The organism is Rhodococcus sp. 06-1460-1B (genome assembly GCF_002258475.1).
Classification (GTDB): domain Bacteria; phylum Actinomycetota; class Actinomycetes; order Mycobacteriales; family Mycobacteriaceae; genus Rhodococcoides; species Rhodococcoides fascians.
Map to the genome: position 1 here is coordinate 35,538 of NZ_NOYS01000020.1, position 19,335 is coordinate 54,872.

At 63.2% G+C, this 19,335-nt stretch carries 18 protein-coding genes; 7 read left to right on the plus strand and 11 right to left on the minus strand.

Features of this window, described 5'->3' with window-relative positions; translation table 11 throughout:
• Positions 1-34: 34 nt before the first annotated feature.
• From CH268_RS10740 to CH268_RS10785, 10 genes are all read right to left on the minus strand, one after another.
• Positions 35-1,489, minus strand: coding sequence for an MFS transporter (locus tag CH268_RS10740; RefSeq protein ID WP_255182351.1), 1,455 nt, complete (start codon positions 1,487-1,489; stop codon positions 35-37).
• A 41-nt stretch (positions 1,490-1,530) separates the two neighbouring features.
• Positions 1,531-2,364 carry an MBL fold metallo-hydrolase gene (locus tag CH268_RS10745; protein WP_094663913.1) on the minus strand — a complete coding sequence of 278 codons (834 nt, stop codon included), beginning with the start codon at positions 2,362-2,364 and terminating at the stop codon, positions 1,531-1,533.
• A 142-nt stretch (positions 2,365-2,506) separates the two neighbouring features.
• Positions 2,507-3,112 (minus strand): TetR/AcrR family transcriptional regulator, encoded by a 606-nt coding sequence (locus tag CH268_RS10750; RefSeq protein ID WP_080731877.1) that lies wholly within the window; start codon positions 3,110-3,112, stop codon positions 2,507-2,509.
• Positions 3,113-3,206: 94 nt separating this feature from the next.
• Positions 3,207-4,343, minus strand: a complete 1,137-nt coding sequence (locus tag CH268_RS10755) for a thiolase C-terminal domain-containing protein (RefSeq protein WP_094664065.1) — start codon at positions 4,341-4,343, stop codon at positions 3,207-3,209.
• On the minus strand, positions 4,340-4,804 hold the full coding sequence (locus CH268_RS10760) for a Zn-ribbon domain-containing OB-fold protein (protein ID WP_217900907.1): 465 nt from the start codon (positions 4,802-4,804) through the stop codon (positions 4,340-4,342). Before CH268_RS10760 ends, CH268_RS10755 begins: the two co-directional genes overlap by 4 nt.
• 52 nt (positions 4,805-4,856) lie before the next feature.
• A complete protein-coding gene (locus CH268_RS10765; RefSeq protein ID WP_094663929.1) occupies positions 4,857-5,666 on the minus strand; it encodes an acyl-CoA thioesterase domain-containing protein in 810 nt (269 codons plus the stop codon).
• Positions 5,663-6,508: a MaoC/PaaZ C-terminal domain-containing protein gene (locus CH268_RS10770; RefSeq protein WP_094663931.1), complete on the minus strand. Its 846-nt coding sequence runs from the start codon at positions 6,506-6,508 to the stop codon at positions 5,663-5,665. The genes CH268_RS10765 and CH268_RS10770 overlap by 4 nt, the downstream gene beginning before the upstream one ends.
• The gene (locus CH268_RS10775; protein WP_094663933.1) at positions 6,508-7,437 is read right to left on the minus strand and encodes an SDR family oxidoreductase; all 930 of its coding nucleotides are present in this window, start codon (positions 7,435-7,437) and stop codon (positions 6,508-6,510) included. The genes CH268_RS10770 and CH268_RS10775 overlap by 1 nt, the downstream gene beginning before the upstream one ends.
• Positions 7,434-9,596 (minus strand): acetate--CoA ligase family protein, encoded by a 2,163-nt coding sequence (locus tag CH268_RS10780; protein WP_094663935.1) that lies wholly within the window; start codon positions 9,594-9,596, stop codon positions 7,434-7,436. Before CH268_RS10780 ends, CH268_RS10775 begins: the two co-directional genes overlap by 4 nt.
• Positions 9,597-9,647: 51 nt before the next feature.
• The gene (locus CH268_RS10785) at positions 9,648-10,820 is read right to left on the minus strand and encodes an acyl-CoA dehydrogenase family protein (RefSeq protein ID WP_094663937.1); all 1,173 of its coding nucleotides are present in this window, start codon (positions 10,818-10,820) and stop codon (positions 9,648-9,650) included.
• A gap of 308 nt (positions 10,821-11,128) precedes the next feature.
• Between CH268_RS10785 and CH268_RS10790 the strand changes: the two genes are divergently transcribed.
• From CH268_RS10790 to CH268_RS10815, 6 genes are all read left to right on the plus strand, one after another.
• On the plus strand, positions 11,129-12,682 hold the full coding sequence (locus tag CH268_RS10790) for an ABC transporter substrate-binding protein (RefSeq protein WP_094663939.1): 1,554 nt from the start codon (positions 11,129-11,131) through the stop codon (positions 12,680-12,682).
• A gap of 33 nt (positions 12,683-12,715) precedes the next feature.
• Complete coding sequence (locus CH268_RS10795; RefSeq protein WP_255182352.1) at positions 12,716-13,660, plus strand: ABC transporter permease; 945 nt, start codon at positions 12,716-12,718, stop codon at positions 13,658-13,660.
• Positions 13,657-14,595 carry an ABC transporter permease gene (locus CH268_RS10800; protein ID WP_094663941.1) on the plus strand — a complete coding sequence of 313 codons (939 nt, stop codon included), beginning with the start codon at positions 13,657-13,659 and terminating at the stop codon, positions 14,593-14,595. Before CH268_RS10795 ends, CH268_RS10800 begins: the two co-directional genes overlap by 4 nt.
• Positions 14,592-15,695, plus strand: coding sequence for an ABC transporter ATP-binding protein (locus CH268_RS10805; protein WP_094663943.1), 1,104 nt, complete (start codon positions 14,592-14,594; stop codon positions 15,693-15,695). The genes CH268_RS10800 and CH268_RS10805 overlap by 4 nt, the downstream gene beginning before the upstream one ends.
• Complete coding sequence (locus tag CH268_RS10810; protein WP_094663945.1) at positions 15,692-16,720, plus strand: ABC transporter ATP-binding protein; 1,029 nt, start codon at positions 15,692-15,694, stop codon at positions 16,718-16,720. Before CH268_RS10805 ends, CH268_RS10810 begins: the two co-directional genes overlap by 4 nt.
• Before the next feature lie 300 nt (positions 16,721-17,020).
• Positions 17,021-17,398, plus strand: a complete 378-nt coding sequence (locus tag CH268_RS10815; RefSeq protein ID WP_027494525.1) for an SHOCT domain-containing protein — start codon at positions 17,021-17,023, stop codon at positions 17,396-17,398.
• Here CH268_RS10815 and CH268_RS10820 read toward each other — a convergent pair.
• Positions 17,367-18,278, minus strand: coding sequence for a LysR family transcriptional regulator (locus CH268_RS10820; RefSeq protein WP_094663947.1), 912 nt, complete (start codon positions 18,276-18,278; stop codon positions 17,367-17,369). The two genes, CH268_RS10815 and CH268_RS10820, sit on opposite strands and share 32 nt — an antisense overlap.
• Before the next feature lie 72 nt (positions 18,279-18,350).
• On the opposite strand from CH268_RS10820, the gene CH268_RS10825 reads away from it, so the two are divergent.
• Entirely contained in the window at positions 18,351-19,247 is an 897-nt protein-coding gene (locus CH268_RS10825; protein WP_032364573.1) for an EamA family transporter, read from the plus strand.
• Positions 19,248-19,335 lie beyond the last annotated feature (88 nt).

A 19,335-nucleotide genomic window follows, 5' to 3' on the forward strand; every position in this document is an offset into this window, starting at 1 on the left:
TCGCTTCGAGTGGGCGGCTTTTCGCGTCCGCGGCTCACCGCTGCTCGGCAGTTCTGGAGTGCCTGGCTGCAATGGACACGACCACGGTGAGAGATGCGATGACGATCATCGCGCCGAGGGTGCGGCCGTATCCGGTCAGCAGCTGATCCACCGCGGCCTCCGACACGTCACTGACCGTTCCCGCGAACACGTACTTGCGCAGTTCCAGGGGCATTGCGCTGGTCACGACCGACAGAATCACGGCTGTCCCGACGACGAATCCGCTGGTCTGCAGAAGCAGGCGCATGGCGTTGGCGATGCCGAGACGTTCGTCGGGGAGATCACGCATCAAGGCCGTCGCATTCGATGGCATGAACAACCCGGATCCGAATCCTGCGAGCGCCAGCCCGGTGAGGACGACCGCCGCATGCATCCGTCCCGTTGTCGACACCAGAAGAATCAACAGAGCGACCACGGTCAGAACATTGCCGGCGACGGACAGCGACGACGCAGAGATCTTGCGCTGCAACGGCCCGGATCCGAGCGAGGCGACAAGCGCTGCGACGGCGACAGGCAGCACCATCAGCCCTGCTTCGAGTGGGCTGACTCCCGATACTGCTTGGAAGTACAGAGCGAACAGAAGCACGATCCCGCTCTGTGAAATCGAGTTCATGAAGGACGCCAGGAGGCCGAATCCGAACGGCCAGTGTTTGAACAATGCGACGTCGATGAGTGGGTCGGGCACACGCCGCTCGAACCACAGAAACAGCGGGACCACCACGACGGCCACCGCCAGACCGCCGACCACGAGCGGGTGCGACCAGCCCAGTGACGTGGCTTGCGACAGTGCGGCCAGACCACTGGTCAACGCCACGAGAATCATTGCGTTGCCTCGCAGGTCGAGCGAATAGCCTTTCGCACCACCACGGGGCGGAGACTTCAGCGCGATGGCACCCCAGATGAGACAGAGAATCCCGATCGGAACGTTGAACCAGAACACCCAGCGCCACCCGGCTTGCTGCGCGATCAAGCCACCCAAGGTAGGCCCGCACAGCTGCGCGATCGAGAACGACGCCAGATAGATGCCCATCCCTTCCCCGAGTCTGTGGCGGGGAAACGCTGCGGTCACCAGTGCGGCGCTGTTGGTGAGCAACATGGCACCCCCCGCCGCCTGCAACACACGAAAAGCGACGAGCCACCACGCATTCGGGGCGAGACCGCACAATATGCTGCCGGTGGTGTACAAGCCGAGACCGGTGAGATACATGGTTCGACGGCCGAACATGTCGGCCATCCGTCCGAAGGCAACCAGAAGCACGGTATTGGTCAGCAGGTACGCGAGCAGGATCCAGCTGGCGGCCACACTGCTGGCGTCGAAGTGGCGAACGACCGTCGGCAGAGCAACGTTGAGGGCGCTCCCGGACATCCCCGACACCATGCTGGCGAACGCAACCACCGACAGCGTTCTCCACGCATCGTGCATCACCTGACGCTCGGATCGGGGTTTCACCTCCTGCCGCGGTGCAGTGCACTCGGTGTCGGGCCGAGCCGTCATTGTCTGCGCCCCGAATTCGTTGTGGGCGAACCGAAGCCCGACTCGAGAAAGACCACCATCGACTCGACGGACGAGTGTGCAGCTTTCAACACGTCCGGATCCTCGATGTGCCGATACATGACGCCCACCAGATCCTCGACCTCCGTCGTTCCCGAACTCCGAAGAGCTGCAACCTGTTCGATGCGTCGTCTTCGTGCGGCAACTCGATACAGCGCCGCGGCCTCCACATCAGCAATCACCGGACCGTGCCCCGGCAGTCCGACTGTCGATCCCCCGTGACCGACCTCGGCCAACATGCGCAGGCTCTCGATCATGTCCGCCAGCAACGCCGGGTGGACGACCGGTGAGCCGCCGCCGAGCAGGGTGTCACCGGTCAACACTGCGTCGTCGTCCGGCAAACTCACGCACACCGAATCTCGAGTGTGCCCGGGCGTACCCAGAATTCGAGCCGTGACGTGCCCTGCCAACACCATTCGCTGCAGGTGCTCGATCGGGGTTCGCCCGAATACCGCACGCTGCGCCAGCACCGGCGCCTTCGTACGTTCGGCCAGTGCATGCGCCCCGTCGGCGTGGTCGTTGTGTCCGTGCGTCAGTACGATTTCCGTCACTGTCCGACGGCCGGCAGCGGCCAGGATCGACTCCAGGTGTCCGGTATCTGCCGGCCCCGGATCGATCACCGCGCACTGCGAGGCATCGGGAGTACCGATCAACCACGTATTGGTGCCCTCGAACGTCCACGCCCCGGCATTGGGAGCCAGTAGTCGCTCGACACGAGGTGCAACCCGAACGGCGATACCGGGTAGAGGTATCGCCTCTCTCGATCCAGACATACACGCCCTCCCTAGAAGCAACTTCTAGAATTGTACTCTCTAATTGACCCGAGGTAGGTACGAAACGGCACGACGTTCGAGCCGGGAAAACCAAAACGCCCGGTGCGCAACAAAATTGCACACCGGGCCGAGAGGTCGAGGGCTAGTCGGAAGCGATCTTCCGAATCAGGTCGCACATGATGTCGGCGACCACACCTGCCTGCTTCTTCGTCCGGCAGTTCAGAATGACCTCGCGCGACGATTCGACGATGATGTCGGTCAGCACCCCGACGGTGATTCGCTGCGCACTGTCGTCACCCGGGCCGAGCAGCGCCGAGTTCTGCCTGATCCACTCGATGCGATTCTCCCTGCGCAGCTTCTCGAAACCGGGCGGCCCGTCGTTGTCCACAAAAACGAGAGCGACTTCGCGGCGCTGCCAACTTCCGTTGAGGAATGCACGTGCCCCGACACAGAACAGGTCGAGCGGATCCGTGGTGCCGCCCCGGCGCTCGGCGATGACCGACGCCCTGACCTGTTCGAGGTGTGCCGTGTTGTGACGATCCCACAACGCGGTGAACAGCTCGGATTTGCCGCCGAAATGGTGGTACAGACTGCCCGTGCTCGATCCGGCTCGCTCGACAATGTCGGAGATGCTCGCGTTGACGAAACCCGACTCCGCGAACACCTCTTGAGCCGCGTCGAGGAGCTTGCGCTGGGTCTCGCCGGTCTTGCTCCACTGCCACGTCGTCGAACCGGCCCGTTCGGTCATGATCCCCACCAATCCTCTTCGCTTTCGCCCCACCCGAAGGGTAAAGCGTAATTCTAGAATTGGCAGCTGGTCAAGCCGAATCCACCCACCGACCTCAGGCTGCAGCGAGGATCAGAGTCGAGCCTGCCGCGAACATTCCACCGTTGCCCTGCACCAAGCTGGTCTGCACGCCGTCCACCTGCGCCGGAGCCGTTCCTCGTAGTTGACGGACCGATTCCATGATGGCGAACATGCCGTACATCCCTGTGTGGGTGTACGACAAGCCACCGCCGTTGGTGTTCATCGGCAGCGAACCACCGGGAGATGTGTGACCCGAACGGACGAACTCGCCCGCCTCCCCCCTGCCTACGAAGCCCAGGTCCTCGAGTCCGTACAACGGCAGATGCGCGAACGCGTCGTAGATCATCAGATGGTCGATATCGGCAGGTGTCATCTGTGCCGCCCGAAACGCGTCGGCACCCGAATTCTTGAATCCTTTGAAGGTGGTGAAGTCCTCCATCATCGAGATACCCGACGACTCGTAGCCCTCACCTGTCCCCAGCACACGAACCGCCGGAACGTCGAGATCCTTCGCCCGTTCTCGTGTGGTCAGCACCAGAGCCCCACCACCATCGGTGACCAGGCAGCATTCGAGAAGATGGAACGGCCAGGCTATGACCGGCGAGTTCTGCACGTCGTCGACCGTGATCGGTTCGCGAAACTTGGCCCGTGGATTCAACGAGGCCCACTTCCGTTGCGCCACGGCCACATCGGCGAGATGGCGCGCCTCGGTTCCGGTCTCCTTCATGAACCTCAAGAACGGGAGGGTGAATCTGCTCGGCGGCCCGGTCACGCCGTAGGGAGCCTCGAACTGGCCGACGACCGAGGCCGGATCGGGCGTGTAGCGAGGCGCACCGACCTGAGATCGACCGGATTCACCGTGAGTGATCAGCACGACGGAGCAGTGCCCTGCTTCGATCGCCGCCGTCGCATGTCGAACATGAGTGAGGAACGACGTTCCTCCGACGCTGGTGGTGTCCATCCAGCGTGGTTCGATCCCCAGGCTGTGTGCCACCGAGATCGGCCCCGGCATCGACACGCCGGCGATACCGTCGACCTCACTCTTGTCGATTCCGCAGTCCCGTAACGCATTACGTGCAGCTTCGGTGTGCAGCCTCATCGTCGAATGATTCGGGAGCGTTCCGATCTCGTCGGTTTCTGCTGCCCCGACGATGACCACCCCGCCGCTCATGCCGACGCTCCGGTCGGTGCGAACACGGGGACCCACATCTCACCGCGTGGCTCGAACTGCACACTCAGCTCCATGTCCAGCGGCAGATTCTCCGGGAGCGGTTCCACGCCGACGATATTGGTCATCATGCGCGGCCCCTCCTCGAGCTGTACTACGGCAACGACATACGGACCGTCGTTCTCGAAGCCGGGACCGGGCCGATGTTCGATCACGTAGGAGTACAAGGTCGCACATCCCGAGCACTCGATCCACTCCACCAGGTCCGAACTGCACGCCGGACAGAAGTCTCTCGGATAGAAGTACACATGGGAGCACGCTCGGCAGCGCTGGACGGACAAACGCCCCTCCGCTGCCGCATCCCAGTACGTTCGTGTCTCGGGGGTCGGCGACGGTGCCATTTTCGGACGTGGCTTCCTGACCGCCTCGGCCTTGCCACGGAGTTCTTCGATCGTTCCGGTCATTATCGGTCGCTCGATTCTGTCGTCGAATTCTTCTGTTGTGCAATCGATGTGCTCAATAGGGCAACGCCGCGGACGCGGCCGTTCCGATGCGACCGACAGTGTCGTGCAAGGCGCATACTGACACCGCCACTCCGCCGCTCTGTACGTGGTCTAGGTTCTCGAAACCGATCCACGGTCCCACCGGAAGACGGCTGCAGTAGAGGGTCACGTCTGCGTTGATGTACGCCAATCGATCCGCGCCCATGTTGGTGAAGGGACTGACCCAGTCCGCCGCAGCGGCCAACGTCCCGAACGGGGTGTCCCGCCGGCCCTCCAGCAGCTCGCACGTCTCGCGGAACCAGGAGAAGCGACGGCCGTCGACCGACTCGTCGACGCGACGTACCTCCCCGAAATGTCGTGGAGCCACCCGAGTCGGCGGACCGACCACCTCAGGGGAGGGGGCGGTGTAGTACTCGGGTACCCATACGACGTCGGGACCGGGCGGACCGGACCGCAGAATCTGCACCGTCGCCAACGCGACCGGGACATCGCCGGAGCTCACGGTCACCTCGACCACGATCAACCGCTTGCCCTCACGGCGGACGACCGTGTCGACCGTCAACGGAGACATGGGGATCGGCCGGAACAGATCGGTCGTCATCCGCGCCGGATGCAGATCGGCCCCCAGGTGCCGTCGTTCGACCTCGTGGGCCATCAAGCCCGAGACCAGCCGACCGTGAACGAGATCCTCGGACCATGGACTGCGAGCATGAGCGCGCGGGACGAACACGCCGTCGACGGACTCGAAGAATGCTGCACCCGACGAGGAGCATTCGGATCGGGTCGACACTGCCCTGTCGGCGTGTGCCGTTGTGTCGATCATCGGATTTCCACCGTTCCCCGGTCGATCACCGTCGTGCCGTCGTCGAGAGCGGTTCGGAAACGAATCCCGTCCGCGGTGTCCCACAGGGAGACTGTCACGTTCTGACCTGGGTACACGGGGTGGGTGAAGCGCCCAGCCATCGACCGAAGTCGCGTGGGATCCGAGCCGCACAGTTCGTGCAGCAATGCCCGACCGGTAACACCGTATGTACAGAGTCCGTGCAGGATCGGCCGCGCGAAACCCGCCCGCGCGGCGAACTTCGGATCGGAGTGCAACGGGTTCCTGTCGCCCGAAAGCCGATAGAGCAGAGCCTGTTCCGGGCGGGTGGAGTACGTGACCTGCGAGTCGGGCGTTCTCTCGGGCATCGGAGCCGCAGAAGTCGACGATCCCCGACGGCCACTGCCACCCTCCCCGGTGATGAACACCGAGGAACGAGATGTCGCCAGGACCGCACCGGTTTCCGCGTCGCGAGCCTCGGCACCACTGACCACCAGCGCCCCCGATCCCTTGTCCTCGATCGCAGTCACGGTGGACGTGACGTCGACACAGCCCTCCACCGGAAGGGTTCCGAAGAGCTCGAAGGCCTGTTCGGCGTGGACCAGCTTGGCCGGGTCGAAATCACCGAGTGTGCGGCCCGACGGGGCCTGAGTGGCCAACACCGCGAAGGTCGGGAGCACCGATTGCTCGATGCCGGAGGAGTTCTCGGTCGTGAATGCCGATTCGTCCAGCGCCGAGTCCTGACCGGCTCCCACCCCGACCGCATACAGGAGCGCGTCTTTCGACGTCCAGGCCTTGCGCGTCGGCGGGCTCGGTATTCCGATGACGCCCCGATCGAGTGCCATCAGGGCACCTGCTCGGGGACGCGCCCGTTCATGGCGGCGTTGTCCGCCGCCTCCGACACCAGTCGGGGAATCACCTCACCGAGCTCACCCGCTGCCCATTTGGCACCTTTGTCCATCTCGGGACCGGACTTCCAGCCTTCGGCAACACTGATCCATCCTCCCCGCACGTTGAACACTCGCCCGGTGATGCTTCGCGACTGCTCACTTCCCAGCCACACCACGAGTGGTGAGATGTTCTCCGGTGCAGCCGCATCGAACTCCCCCGGCTCAGGAGCAGAGCGCGAAAGGTTGCCGTTCAAATTCTCGGTCATTCGGGTCAGCGCGGCCGGAGCGACGGCGTTGACCGTCACGCCGTACCTCGCCAACTCCATCGATGCGATGATGGACAGGCTTGCGATACCCGCCTTGGCTGCACCGTAGTTACCTTGCCCGATATTGCCGTAGATCCCCGACGACGACGTCGTGTTGATCACCCGTGCGTCCACCGCGGATCCGGACTTGTGTTGCGTCTTCCAATGATTCGAGGCGTGATGCAGCGTCAGGAAGGTGCCCCGTAGGTGCACTCTGATGACGTCGTCCCATTCTGCGACGGTCATGTTCGTGATCATGCGGTCGCGCAGGATCCCGGCGTTGTTCACCAGTACGTGCAGGTCCCCGTAGTGCTCGATGGTGCTCTCGATCAGACGTCGTGCGCCGTCGTCGTCGGAGACATCGGACCCGTCCACCCGAGCCCGCCCGCCGGCAGCACGAATCGTCTCCACGACCTCGCCGGCCGGCCCCTCGGCGCTTCCCGATCCATCCACCTCTGCACCGATGTCGTTCACCACCACCGACGCACCCTCCTTGGCGAACTCGATCGCGTGAGCTCGGCCTATCCCGCGGCCGGCTCCGGTCACCACGACCACGCGGCCGTCACAGATTCCCGTCATGACACTGCCTCCGTCTCGTTACCCGTCTCCGACCACGTGATCAGAGCATCGAGTGCCTCGAATTCGCTTCCGCGAACCATCAGCGGGTTGATCTCCAAGGCCTGCAGCCGATCTCCCAGTCGATAGGCGAAGTCGCCGATCTGGGCCACGCACGTCGCGAGCGCGTCGATGTCCACCGGTTCGGACCCTCGGGTTCCGCGCAACAGGGCTATTCCGCGCAGGCTTTCGATCGCATCGCGTACGTCGTCCACGCCGACCGGCAACACCCGGATCGCCGCGTCCGCCAACACCTCGACCCACACACCGCCCAGACCTACTGCCAACGTCAGGCCCCACACCGGATCGCGGACCACGCCGACGAGCATCTCCAGGCCGTTCGACGGCCGCTGCGGTTGTATCAGCGCCGCAGCCCCGGTGGCGCCTGCATCGGCGAGTGTGGCGAGCACCGAGTTGTAGGCCTCGGCCACATCTTCCGCCGATCGTAAATCGAGGCGAACACCACCGATGTCGCTCTTGTGGCCGAGCCCGTCGGCGACCGCCTTGAGGACCACCGGATACCCGTAAGCGGCTGCACACTCCTGCGCTTGTTCCACCGATCCGACCGGACTCGAGGGAACCATCGGTATTCCGTTGCGGGAGAGCAATTCCGAAGACCGGTACTCGGTCCATATGCCGGTCGGCTCGGTTTCGAAGTCCACCGGACCGACGAAGGGATCGAGCTCGGCCGGCTTCGAGGATGCGGCTGCTCGAAGCGCAGACCACCGAACTGCATTGCCCAGAGCGGTCAAACCGTGTTCGATTCCACCGACCACGTGCGGGAACTCGGTGGCGTCGGCGACCGATCTGCCGTAGTCGGTGACGTCGGTCAGCACGGTACTCAGAACCACGGTGGGTACGGCGGTCTCACGAATGTTGCGGGCGGACTCGCCGTAGGCGGTCAGCGTCAGCGACGGGTCGGCGGCCTGTACCCGCGGCAATTCCGAAAGCAGTACTGCAAAGTCCACATTGGGATCTCGAGCCACCACTGCGAGCGAGCGCCGCATCAACGTGCGGTCGATGACGACGTAACCGGTCACGTCGAGTGGGTTCTGCACAGTCGCGAACGCAGGCACGATCTCACCGAGTGCTGCAGTGGTCTCCTCCGAGAACCCTGGCAGCACCAGTCCCTCGTCCTCCGCACGATCGGCGATGATCTCCGAGGCTCCACCCGACGGCGTGACCACCCCCATTCGCGGCCCCGGCAGGCCACCACCGAGGCCGGCCATGAGACCGGCGGTGGTGATCAGATCCTCGAGCGAGCGGACCCGGATGACACCCATCTGCTCGAAGGCGGCGTCGATGACGGCGTTGTCACCCACCAGAGCGCCCGTATGAGCGAGGGCAGCACGGGCACCGAGCACACTGCGGCCGATCTTCAGAGCGACGATCGGTTTGCCGGCATGCAAGGCGCGCAGAGCAATTCGACGGAATTCGACCGGGTCACGGACGGACTCCAGGAACAATGCGATGACCGAGGTGTTGGGATCGTCGACCAGGTAGTTCATGACGTCGGTGACCGACATCAGGGATTCGTTGCCCATGGCGGTCAGGAAGCTCACCCCGACGTTCCGCGACTGGGCGAACTGCAGAACCGAACTCGCCAACGCCCCACTCTGCAGTACGAAGCCGACCGTTCCTTGGATCAGCGGTCGACCTATCGGCAGACCGTACGGCGTGATGTTCTCGGCGGCATTGATGAATCCGTTTCCGTTCGGCCCGAGGACGGTCAAGCCGCTCGATCGTGCGAAATCGATGATCTCGTCTTCCATCTGCTGCCCGGCGGGGCCGGTCTCGCCGAAACCCGCAGTGAGGATGACCGCGGACCGAACGCCGCATTCGACCGCTGCACGCAGGGTCGGCAGCACCACGGTGGTGGGAACCATCACGAAGATCAGGTCCACCACCTCGGGCAGGCCTGCAATCGAGTCGAATGTTCTCTCTCCGTGCACGATCGGACTGGTCGGATTGACGAGGTAGACGCTTCCCCCGAATCCGGAGTCCTTGATGTTCTGGTAGGTGTTGAGCGACCACGGTGACTTGTCCGTGGCTCCGATCAGTGCGATGGACCGGGGTTCGAACAGTGTGCGTAGGTTCATGCCCTGAACTGTCGCTTTGGTCATGAAGAATCCTGTCTTCGAGTGACTACGAGTTGTGAGCCAGCATGGCTGTGGTCAGTGTCCGAAGCCGTCGGAATTGACATATCCCTTGATCAGATTTCGCGCGATGGTCCGCCGCTGGATCTCGTCGGTCCCCTCGAAGATGCGCAGTAGTCGCAACTCGCGGTACCAGCGCTCGATCGGGAGTTCCTTCGTGTAGCCCATTCCGCCGTGAATCTGCAGCACTCGGTCGACGACGTTGTTGGCCATGATGCTGCCGTGCAACTTGGCGACCGAGGAGACGTGGCGGGCGTCGACGCCCTGCGCGACCGTCCACGCCGCCCGTAGCGTCAGCAACTTGCTCGATTCGATTTCCACGTGCGAGTCCGCGATCTGCCACTGAATGGCTTGATATTCGGCGATGGGGTGTCCCATGGACACTCGATTCTTGGAGTGTTCGATCGCCATGTCCAGCAAGCGCTCGGCCGAGCCGATCGCGCGGGCCGGAATCATGTACCGCCCTTGACCGATCCAACTCATGGCCAGATCGAAACCCTTCCCGACCTCGCCGAGAACATTGCTCTCGGGCACCCGAACGTCCACGAACGACAGCGCGGCAGGGCCCCACTGGCCCATGGTGGGGATGGGAGTCGATGTCCACCCCATGTCGCGGTCGACAATGAAGCAGGTGACGCCGCCGTTGGCCCCCTTCTCCTTGTCGGTCACCGCGAAGACCATGACGAAATCGGCTTCGTTTCCGCCGGTGATGAAGATCTTCTCGCCGTTGATGACCCAATCCGATCCGTTCTTGACCGCACGCGTCTTGATGCTGCGGGCGTCCGAACCGGCACCGGGTTCGGTGATGGCGAAGCAGGATCGGCGCTCGCCGGCGATCGTCGGAATCAGATATCTCTGCTTCTGTTCCTCGTTGGCACCGTAGAGAATGTTGTCCGCCGAACCCCCGAAGGAGAACGGTACGAAGGTGCGGCCGGCCTCGGCAGCGATGATTGCGCTCATGACGGGGCCCAGATTTGCACCGCCGTATTCCTCCGGGGTGTTGATCCCCCAGAATCCCGACTTCTTGGCCTTCTGCCGCAGTGCGGTGATCTCTCCGTCCGGCAGGCCTGGGCGGCCTTCGCGTTCGTTCCTGAGGACCTCGTTCTCCAAGGGGAAGACTTCCTTCTCCAGGAAAGCGCGCACCGATTTGCGCATCAATTCTTCTTCTTCGTTCAGGGCGAAATCGACCATGTCCTGACTTCCTTTCGATCGGTGGAGAGGATGCGTTCGACGTATCCGGAATGCGATTCTAGAACTGAAATCTAGCAAATCCTGGCCGACGAACGAGTCGGTTGTCAAGGCCCCCATGTCCGGTTCATACCAATTCCCTCGAACCCTTGACAGTCCTGACGTTTTAGAACATCCTTCTAGAAATCGCCTATCACACAGGCATCGACCACCGATGAAGCCTCGACGGCTCACCCTCCCAGTCGATCTGGGAACGCCGTCCCTTCGCCGCCCGACCGGGACGTGGTCCGCTGCATCGAATTGGAGGGCCAATGTCGGCCAGGCCGCTGTTCACCGTCGCAGTCTCGATTCTCACCGTCTGCCTACTCGGTACCGGTTGCGCGGGAATCGACCAACGCACGTTCGACCCGAACGCGTTGGATCGCGAGGCCGAAGTCGTCTACGGGCAGATCGTGGTGCCCAGCAGCCTGGACCCACATCGCGGTGTCACCGAAAACGACCTACCACTGCTCGCGGTCATCTACGATCGAATCACTGACGTCGACACCGACGGCAACCCGATTCCGATGCTCGCCGAGAGCTGGGCGCTCGACGAGTCAGCACGGTCGTTCACGCTCGTAATGCGTTCGGATGCAACATTTTCCGATGGGAATCCAGTCGACGCACCGGCTGTCAAGGCCAACTTCGATCGGATCCTGACCGATCCACAATCGACCATCAAAGGACAGATCGCCTCGACGATCGGTTCGGTGGACGTACTCGACTCGCGCACCGTCCGACTGAATCTGGTCGGTCCGGGTGGAGCGCTCCCGACACTGCTCGCGTCCCGGCCGGGGATGCTCGTGTCGCCGGCCGCGCTGGCCAACCCCGATCTGGATCAGAATCCCGTCGGGGCCGGGGCATTCAGGATGACACGGTCGATCCCGGGAACCGCCTACTACTTCGAGCGCCGTCCCGACTACTGGGACGAAGACGCGTACCGGTTCGACAAACTCACGTTCCTCATCCAGCTCGATACCGCCACTCGGATGAACTCTCTGCAAGCAGGCGAGTCGACCATGACCGGTGTCGTGGGTCCGCAGAAGGAAGAGGCCGCGGCCGGCGGACTTCAGGTGTTCACCTCCAACGGTGCGAGTACCAGCATGGCTCGAATTTCGCTGAACACCGAACGGAGCGAATTTGCGAGCAAGCAAGTGCGTCAGGCGATGAATGTGGCGATCGACCGTGACGCGATATCGAGGGTGCTGTATTCGGGTGATTGCATTCCCGGGGCGCAGCCGTACCCGGAGGGATACTTCGCACACAGCGAGGAACTCGACGATTCCGGATGGGCGTCCTACGATCCCGACCGGGCCCGGGAACTTCTCGCCGAAGCCGGACTGCCGAACGGGTTCACCTTCACCGCTGCGGTACCGAGCCTGTCGATCTACCAGAACAATGCGCAGGTCGTCCAGCAGAATCTCGCCGACGTCGGCATCGACATGCGGATCGAAGTGATGGATGCGACCCAGGCCCGAGCACGGTTCGTCACCGGTGAAGCCGACGCACTGGTGGGACAGTACGGAGGCGGCACCGACCCCGGGCTCTACGTCCAGTCCGCCTACATGGCCGGCGGTGGCGACAACCCCGGCAATCTCTCGTCGCCGAGAATGGCCGAATTGTTCGCCGAGACAGCCCGATCCACCAACGTCGAACAGCGTTCGGCAGCGTACGCGGACCTACTCGACGAAGCATTCGACATGGGGCCGGCACAGATCGTTCTCTGCCACTCCGTCGCGTCGGTCGCGACCCAGGGCAATCTCGGCAACTACGTGTTCTACAAGACCGGCGGAACCGGACTACGCACGCTCGACATCAGCAAGTAGCTGCCGCACACATCAAGAAGAGGTGATCGAATTGTGTTGATCTTCATGGTCAAACGGGTTCTCGCAGCCATTCCCGTCCTGTTCATCGTCACGATCCTGAGTTTCTCGATGATCCATCTGATCCCCGGGGACGCGGCGGTCGTCGCGGCGGGCGACACGGCCACCGCCGAACAGATCGCCGAAACCCGGAGTCAGCTCGGCCTCGACGAGAACATCGTCGCCCAGTACTTCGGCTGGATCGGCAATTTGATGACCGGCGACCTCGGCACCTCACTTCTGAGCAGCCACCGAAACATCGATGCGATTCTCGAAGCACTCCCGGTCACGTTGTCACTGGCCTTCGTTGCTCTGTCCTGGTCACTCGTCGTCGGAGTCCTCGCCGGCGTCTTCGCTGGATTACGCAGAGGCACCTGGATAGACCGCACCCTCACCGGCTTGACTACGCTGGGGATATCGATGCCGAGCTTCTGGCTCGGCCTGCTGTTCGTCACGTTCTTCTCGCTGCAACTACGACTCTTCCCCGCCACCGGATACGCCCCGTTGAGCGAGGGATTCGCCGCGTGGTTCGCGCACTTGGCGTTGCCCGCCTTCGCCTTGGGAACGGTGACCGCCGCCGAGATCGCCCGCCAGGCCCGTGCCGGGGTGATCGACGTCCTCGAGCGGGACTACATCCGAACGGCAACGGCCAAAGGACTCCCGCGGTGGAAGGTGGTCGTCAAGCACACCGCCAAGAATGCCGCAATTCCCGTCGTGACCGTGTTCGGACTACAGGCCGCGGCACTGGTCGGCGGTGCCGTCATCATCGAACAGGTCTTCGGTATGCCCGGATTGGGTTCGGTTGCGCTCAAGGCGATTCTGGAGCGAGATTTCCCGGTCATTCAAGCGTTCGTCGTCGTCATCACCGTGTTCGTGCTGTTGATAAACCTCGCCGTCGACATCTCCTACGCGTACTTCAACCCGAAAGTCAGGCAGGCATGACCATCAGTCGTTCGGTACCGCGTGTTGCACCGGGTGTTCGCAGGACAGTGGGTGCACCGATCGGTGCAGTGCACTCGGACCCCGCACCGCCGTCTCCCGGACGGGTGTTCGTTCGCCGAATCCTCACCTCTCGCACCAACGTAGCCTGCCTGGTCTTCCTCGGACTGTTGGCGGTAGTGGCCGTGGCCGCACCGTGGATCGCACCCTACGATCCTGCCTACCAGAAGTTGGCCTCGGCGTTTCTGCCGCTGTTCTCGGACAACCACCTGCTCGGCACCGATCAACTCGGCCGAGACACCCTCAGCCGACTCATCTATGCGACACAGATCTCTCTGGTTGCGCCGCTGATCGCGGTCGGATTCGCCGCCGTCACGGGATTGCCGCTCGGCTTGCTGGCCGGGTACCTCGGCGGCAAGTTCGATTGGATCGCAGGACGAGTGGCCGACGCCCTGATCGCACTGCCCGCACTGGTTCTCGCGCTCGCGATCATCGCGATCTTCGGACCCGGATTGACCAACGCGATGCTGGCGGTGGGAGCGGCCACCGCGCCCCGCCTGTTTCGCGTGGTCCGCGGTGCTGCCATGAACGTTCGAGAAGAGACCTACATCGAGGCCAGCAAGGTGGTCGGATGTTCCACCGGGCGAACCGTTCTGGTCCACGTGTTACCCAATGTGAGGTCTCCCCTCCTGGTGCAGCTGACCCTGATGCTGTCGCTGGCGCTGCTTGCCGAAGCGGGCCTGAGCTTCCTCGGTCTCGGCGTGCAACCACCGACCGCGAGCTGGGGCTCGATGCTGCGCGGCGCATTCGACAACAGATTCCAGAGTCCCTGGATGGTGGTGCCGCCCGGGCTTGCCATCATGCTGACGATTCTGTCCCTCAACATGCTCGGCGACGGCATTCGCGACGCCGTCGGACAGGAACGGAGAAAAGCATGACCGCACTCGATATCAGGGACGAACGGCTCGAAACGGACAGCCTGCTCTCGATCCGGGATCTCCAGGTGGAGTTTCGCACCGAGAGCGGCTGGACACCCGTTGTTCTCGGCGGAAGGCTCGATCTCGGGCGCGGTGGAACGCGAGCGCTGGTCGGCGAATCCGGCTCGGGCAAAACCGTGACCGCTCTGTCGATCCTTCGCCTGCTGCCGGACAACAGCCGAACAACACACGGGCACATCGACTTCTGCGGTGCAGATCTTCTGACGAAGTCCGAGCGACAGATGCGCGCGATCCGCGGCCGTGAGATCGCGATGATCTTCCAAGAGCCGATGACGAGTCTGAATCCGGTGTTCACCGTCGGCGAGCAGATCGCGGAAACGGTACGTACCCACTTCGGCAAGTCCAGAAAGCAAGCGTGGGACCGTGCCGTCGAGGTGCTGGACCTCGTCGGGATACCCGCTGCAGCCAGACGGGCCAAGGACTACCCACACAGCTTCAGCGGGGGAATGCGTCAGCGGGCGATGATCGCGATGTCGATCGCCTGCGATCCGAAACTTCTCATCGCCGACGAACCGACCACTGCCCTCGACGTCACAGTCCAAGCGAGCATTCTTCAACTGCTGCGCAGGCTGCAGGAGGATATGGGCACCGCCGTCCTGCTCGTCACCCACGACCTCGGCGTCGTGGCCGACTTCTGCGACGAGGTGACGGTGATGTATGCCGGCGAACCCGTCGAAATCGCCCACGCGGATGCGCTGTTCACGCGACCCCTGCATCCGTACACCGCAGCCCTGCTCGAGTCGTTGCCTCAACGCATCGAACCGGGAAACGACCTCGTTGCGATACCCGGAATGGTGCCTCGGCCGGACAACATGCCATCCGGCTGCCGGTTCAGCCCACGATGCACCTATTCGATTCCGGGACTCTGCGATTCGGATCACCCGCCGCTCGTTGCGATGGACGACGAACGAAGTACCCGGTGCATCCGCATCGTCGACGGCACCGTGACGACGCTGGTGCCCGAGATTCCCACTCCGCAGTCCGACATGTCGGCGGACAGAACGACGATGGTCGACTCCGAGAGGAAAGGTCAACTGTGACCACCACCGAAAAGCCGGTCCTGTTGGACGTCGTCGGCCTGTCCAAGTCCTTCGTGCGCTCACGCGACCTGCTCGGCCGACCACGCGAGACCGTCCGAGCGGTTCGAGACATCAGTCTTACTGTGCGACAGGGCGAAACTCTGGGGATCGTCGGCGAGTCGGGATCGGGAAAGTCCACTCTCGGTAGATCCATCCTGAGGCTCGAGACGCCCGAAAGCGGCAAGATCGTCTACGGCGGCGACGACCTCCTGACTCTCGGCCGTAGGGCCATGCGCAGGAAGCGTCGAGATCTCCAGATGATCTTTCAGGATCCGTTCGCCTCACTCGACCCCAGCAAGACGGTGGGAACCTCGATTTCCGAGCCCCTGCGGATCTACGACCACGCCGATCGATCCTCGTGCGAGGCGAAAGTCGCCGAGCTGTTGTCCAAGGTCGGCCTACGCAGCGATTTCGCCGCGCGCTACCCCGCCGAGATGTCCGGCGGACAACGTCAGAGGGTGGCGATAGCCCGAGCGCTGGCGTTGGACCCCAAGATGATTATCGCGGACGAGGCGGTCTCGGCGCTCGATGTGTCGACGCAGTCCGAGGTGATCAATCTGCTGGTGCACCTGACCGACGAATTCGATCTCACGTGTATCTTCATCTCTCACAATCTCAGTGTGGTTCGACATATCAGCGACCGAATCGCCGTGATGTACCTGGGACGGATTGTCGAAATAGGCTCCGCAGCACAGGTGTACGACCGTCCTTCACACCCGTACACCAAAGCATTGTTGTCGGCCATCCCGGTTCCCGACCCGTCGATCCAACGGGCACGCCCCAGAACGATCCTCGAGGGCGACTCCCCCGATCCGGCCCATCCACCTGCCGGGTGCGCCTTCGTCTCGAGATGTCCGTACGCGATGGACCTGTGCCGACAGGTGGAGCCGATGCTCGAGCAGCATGGAGACGGTTCGATGTCCGCATGCCACCTGGTCGATTCAATGGAACCTCAACCAGTTGCAGCCGGCCCGGAGAACTACTGATTTGCCCGCTTGTCGACCGTGGAATCGCGACCTCGATCACCACCGCGTCGCTGCGAGCCGTCGTCTCGGCCGTGAACCGCGCGCTGAAGTAACTTCGCTGCTCGACGACACGCCGCTCACCTTTCGGGGTGGGCGGCGTGTTGCGTTGTCGAGCCCTCACGAAACGAAAGCGGGCGCGGTCGACGTGTGGCTCACGCGGACTTCCGGTCGACGAAAGGGACCAAAGACCCGTGTGCACGGGGTGCCGCGAATGCCACACTGAATCAGCCGTCGGGGCACCTTAGAGAATGGAAGTTCGCCATGGATTCTTTCTGGGATTTTCTTTGGCTTCTCATCGTCGGGTTCGCCTTCGTGGCCTATCTGATGGTGATGTTCTCGATCATCGGAGATCTTTTTCGGGACCACAAGACATCCGGGTTCGTCAAGGCCCTGTGGGTGCTCTTCCTCATCGTTGCGCCGTTCCTCACCGCGCTGGTCTACCTCATCGTGAACGGCAGCAACATGGCCAAGCGTCAGGTTGCCGCCCTGCAGCACGCACAGGACCAGCAGGAGGAGTACATCAAGCACGTCGCCGGTCGATCTGCGTCCGAAGAGATCGCACACGCAAAGGCGTTGCTGGACAACGGAACCATCGATCAGGACGAGTTCACGACGCTGAAGGCCAAAGCGCTGTCCTGAACGTAGCTTCCGCTCCGAACGCATCGAGCACAGCGGCGATCGCGGGTAGTCGCCGCGCATCCGTTCTCGTCGCGAGTTCGTAGATTCGCCCGGCTCGAACGCCGGCGAGCTCTCGACGTACCAGGCCCGGATGCACAACGGCGTAGCGCGGCATCAGCGCCACTCCGTGCCCGGCGGCGACCAGTGTTTCGGTCACTCGAAAGTCGTTGACGCGTTGGACAACTCGCGGCTGCACTCCGGTCACCGAGGCCACGGAGAGCAACACGTCGTCGACCGGAAAACCGCCGCGAACGCTGATCCACCGCTCGTCGATCAGGTCTCGCAGATCGATCGAGCCTTGCTGCGCCAGTGCGTGATCGAGAGGCAACACCAGATCGATGGGCTCGCGCATCAGGGTCGTCACCTCGATCCGTGGACCCGCCGTCGACGGAGCCCTGTCGTCTCGGTGGGTGAGCACCACGTCGTAATCGGCGAGTAGCTCGGGCACCGAGGATGCGGGCAGGTCCTCGTCGCGCGCATCGATGTCGACGTCCGAGTCCGCCAACCGCGTCAGGACCCCGGGCAGCAGCAGTGCCGCGCCCGACGGGAACAGGGCAACTCGGACGCGTCCCCGCGGAGACGCTCGATAACGATCCATTTCCGCTGTGGCACGGGCGAGGGCAGCGAGAACCTCGTCGGTTCTGAGTACCAGTGCCCGCCCGGCGTCGGTGAGGCGCAGCCGACGCCCGTCCGGTTCGAGCAATGTCACGCCGGCCTCGCGCGCCAGCAACTTGAGCTGTTGCGACACCGCCGACGGAGTCATCGACATCGCCTCGGCGACCGATGCAACGGTTCCGCGGTCGGCAAGCTCAGCGAGGATCCGGAGCCGCTCCACATTCATACAGAAAATCTTAACTGTTGGTGCGGATATATTCGATTGTGCTGATTGTTTGCACCCGTCACGATAAATGGCATGACCACACGCGACCGCCTCCTCGGACTGACTGTCGCCGTTCTGTGGGGACTGAACTTCCTCGCCATCCGCGTCGGTCTCGACCACTTTCCGCCCTTCTTCTTCGCGGCACTGCGTTTCCTGGTCATTGCCATCCCGGTCGTGATGTTCGTTCCGCGACCGAAGGTGCCCCTGAAATGGTTGCTGCTCTACGGTTTCGGCTTCGGCTTCCTGCAGTTCGCCTTCCTGTTCGCGGCGATGGCGGCAGGCATGCCCACCGGATTGGCGTCGCTCGTCCTGCAGTCGTCGGCCCCGTTCACCGTCGTTCTCGGCGCGCTTTTGCTACGCGAACACGTGAGCCGCAGGCAGGCGATCGGCATCGGTGTGGCCGTCCTCGGCATGGTTCTCATCGGGTGGGATCGCGCCCAGAACGCCACCCTGCTTCCTGTCGTCCTCACCCTGCTCGCCGGTCTGGGCTGGGCCTTCGGCAATCTCGGAAACCGACTGGCCAAATCCGACTCCCCGATGACACTGATGCTCTGGATGACCGTCGTACCGCCGGTGCCGATGTTGGCGCTGTCGGCGGTCGTCGAGGGCCCGAGCACGGGCTGGCACGCGCTCGCCGACTCGTTCGGTTCGCAGGGCTGGCCCGGGCTGGTCGCGTTGGCGTACATCGTGATTCCCGCCACGATCGTCGGCAGCGGCCTGTGGAGCATCCTGATGAGCCGCAACCCGGCCGGTCTCGTCGCACCGTTCTCGCTGCTGGTCCCCGTCGTCGGCATCGCCGGTGCCTGGGCGTTTCTCGACGAAACCCCGTCGCTGTTGGCCCTGCTCGGCGGAGCGATCGTCATCGGCGGCTGCCTGGGCGGAATGGCGGCCAGGAAGCCTGCCCCAGTTCTGGAGAAAGTACCGGTGTGAGGGCGGGAGTGGAGCCTGCGGAATGGCCCAGGGGGACGGGAGTGGAGCCTGCGGGATGACCGTGGGTTAGCGAGCCGCCGATATGAAA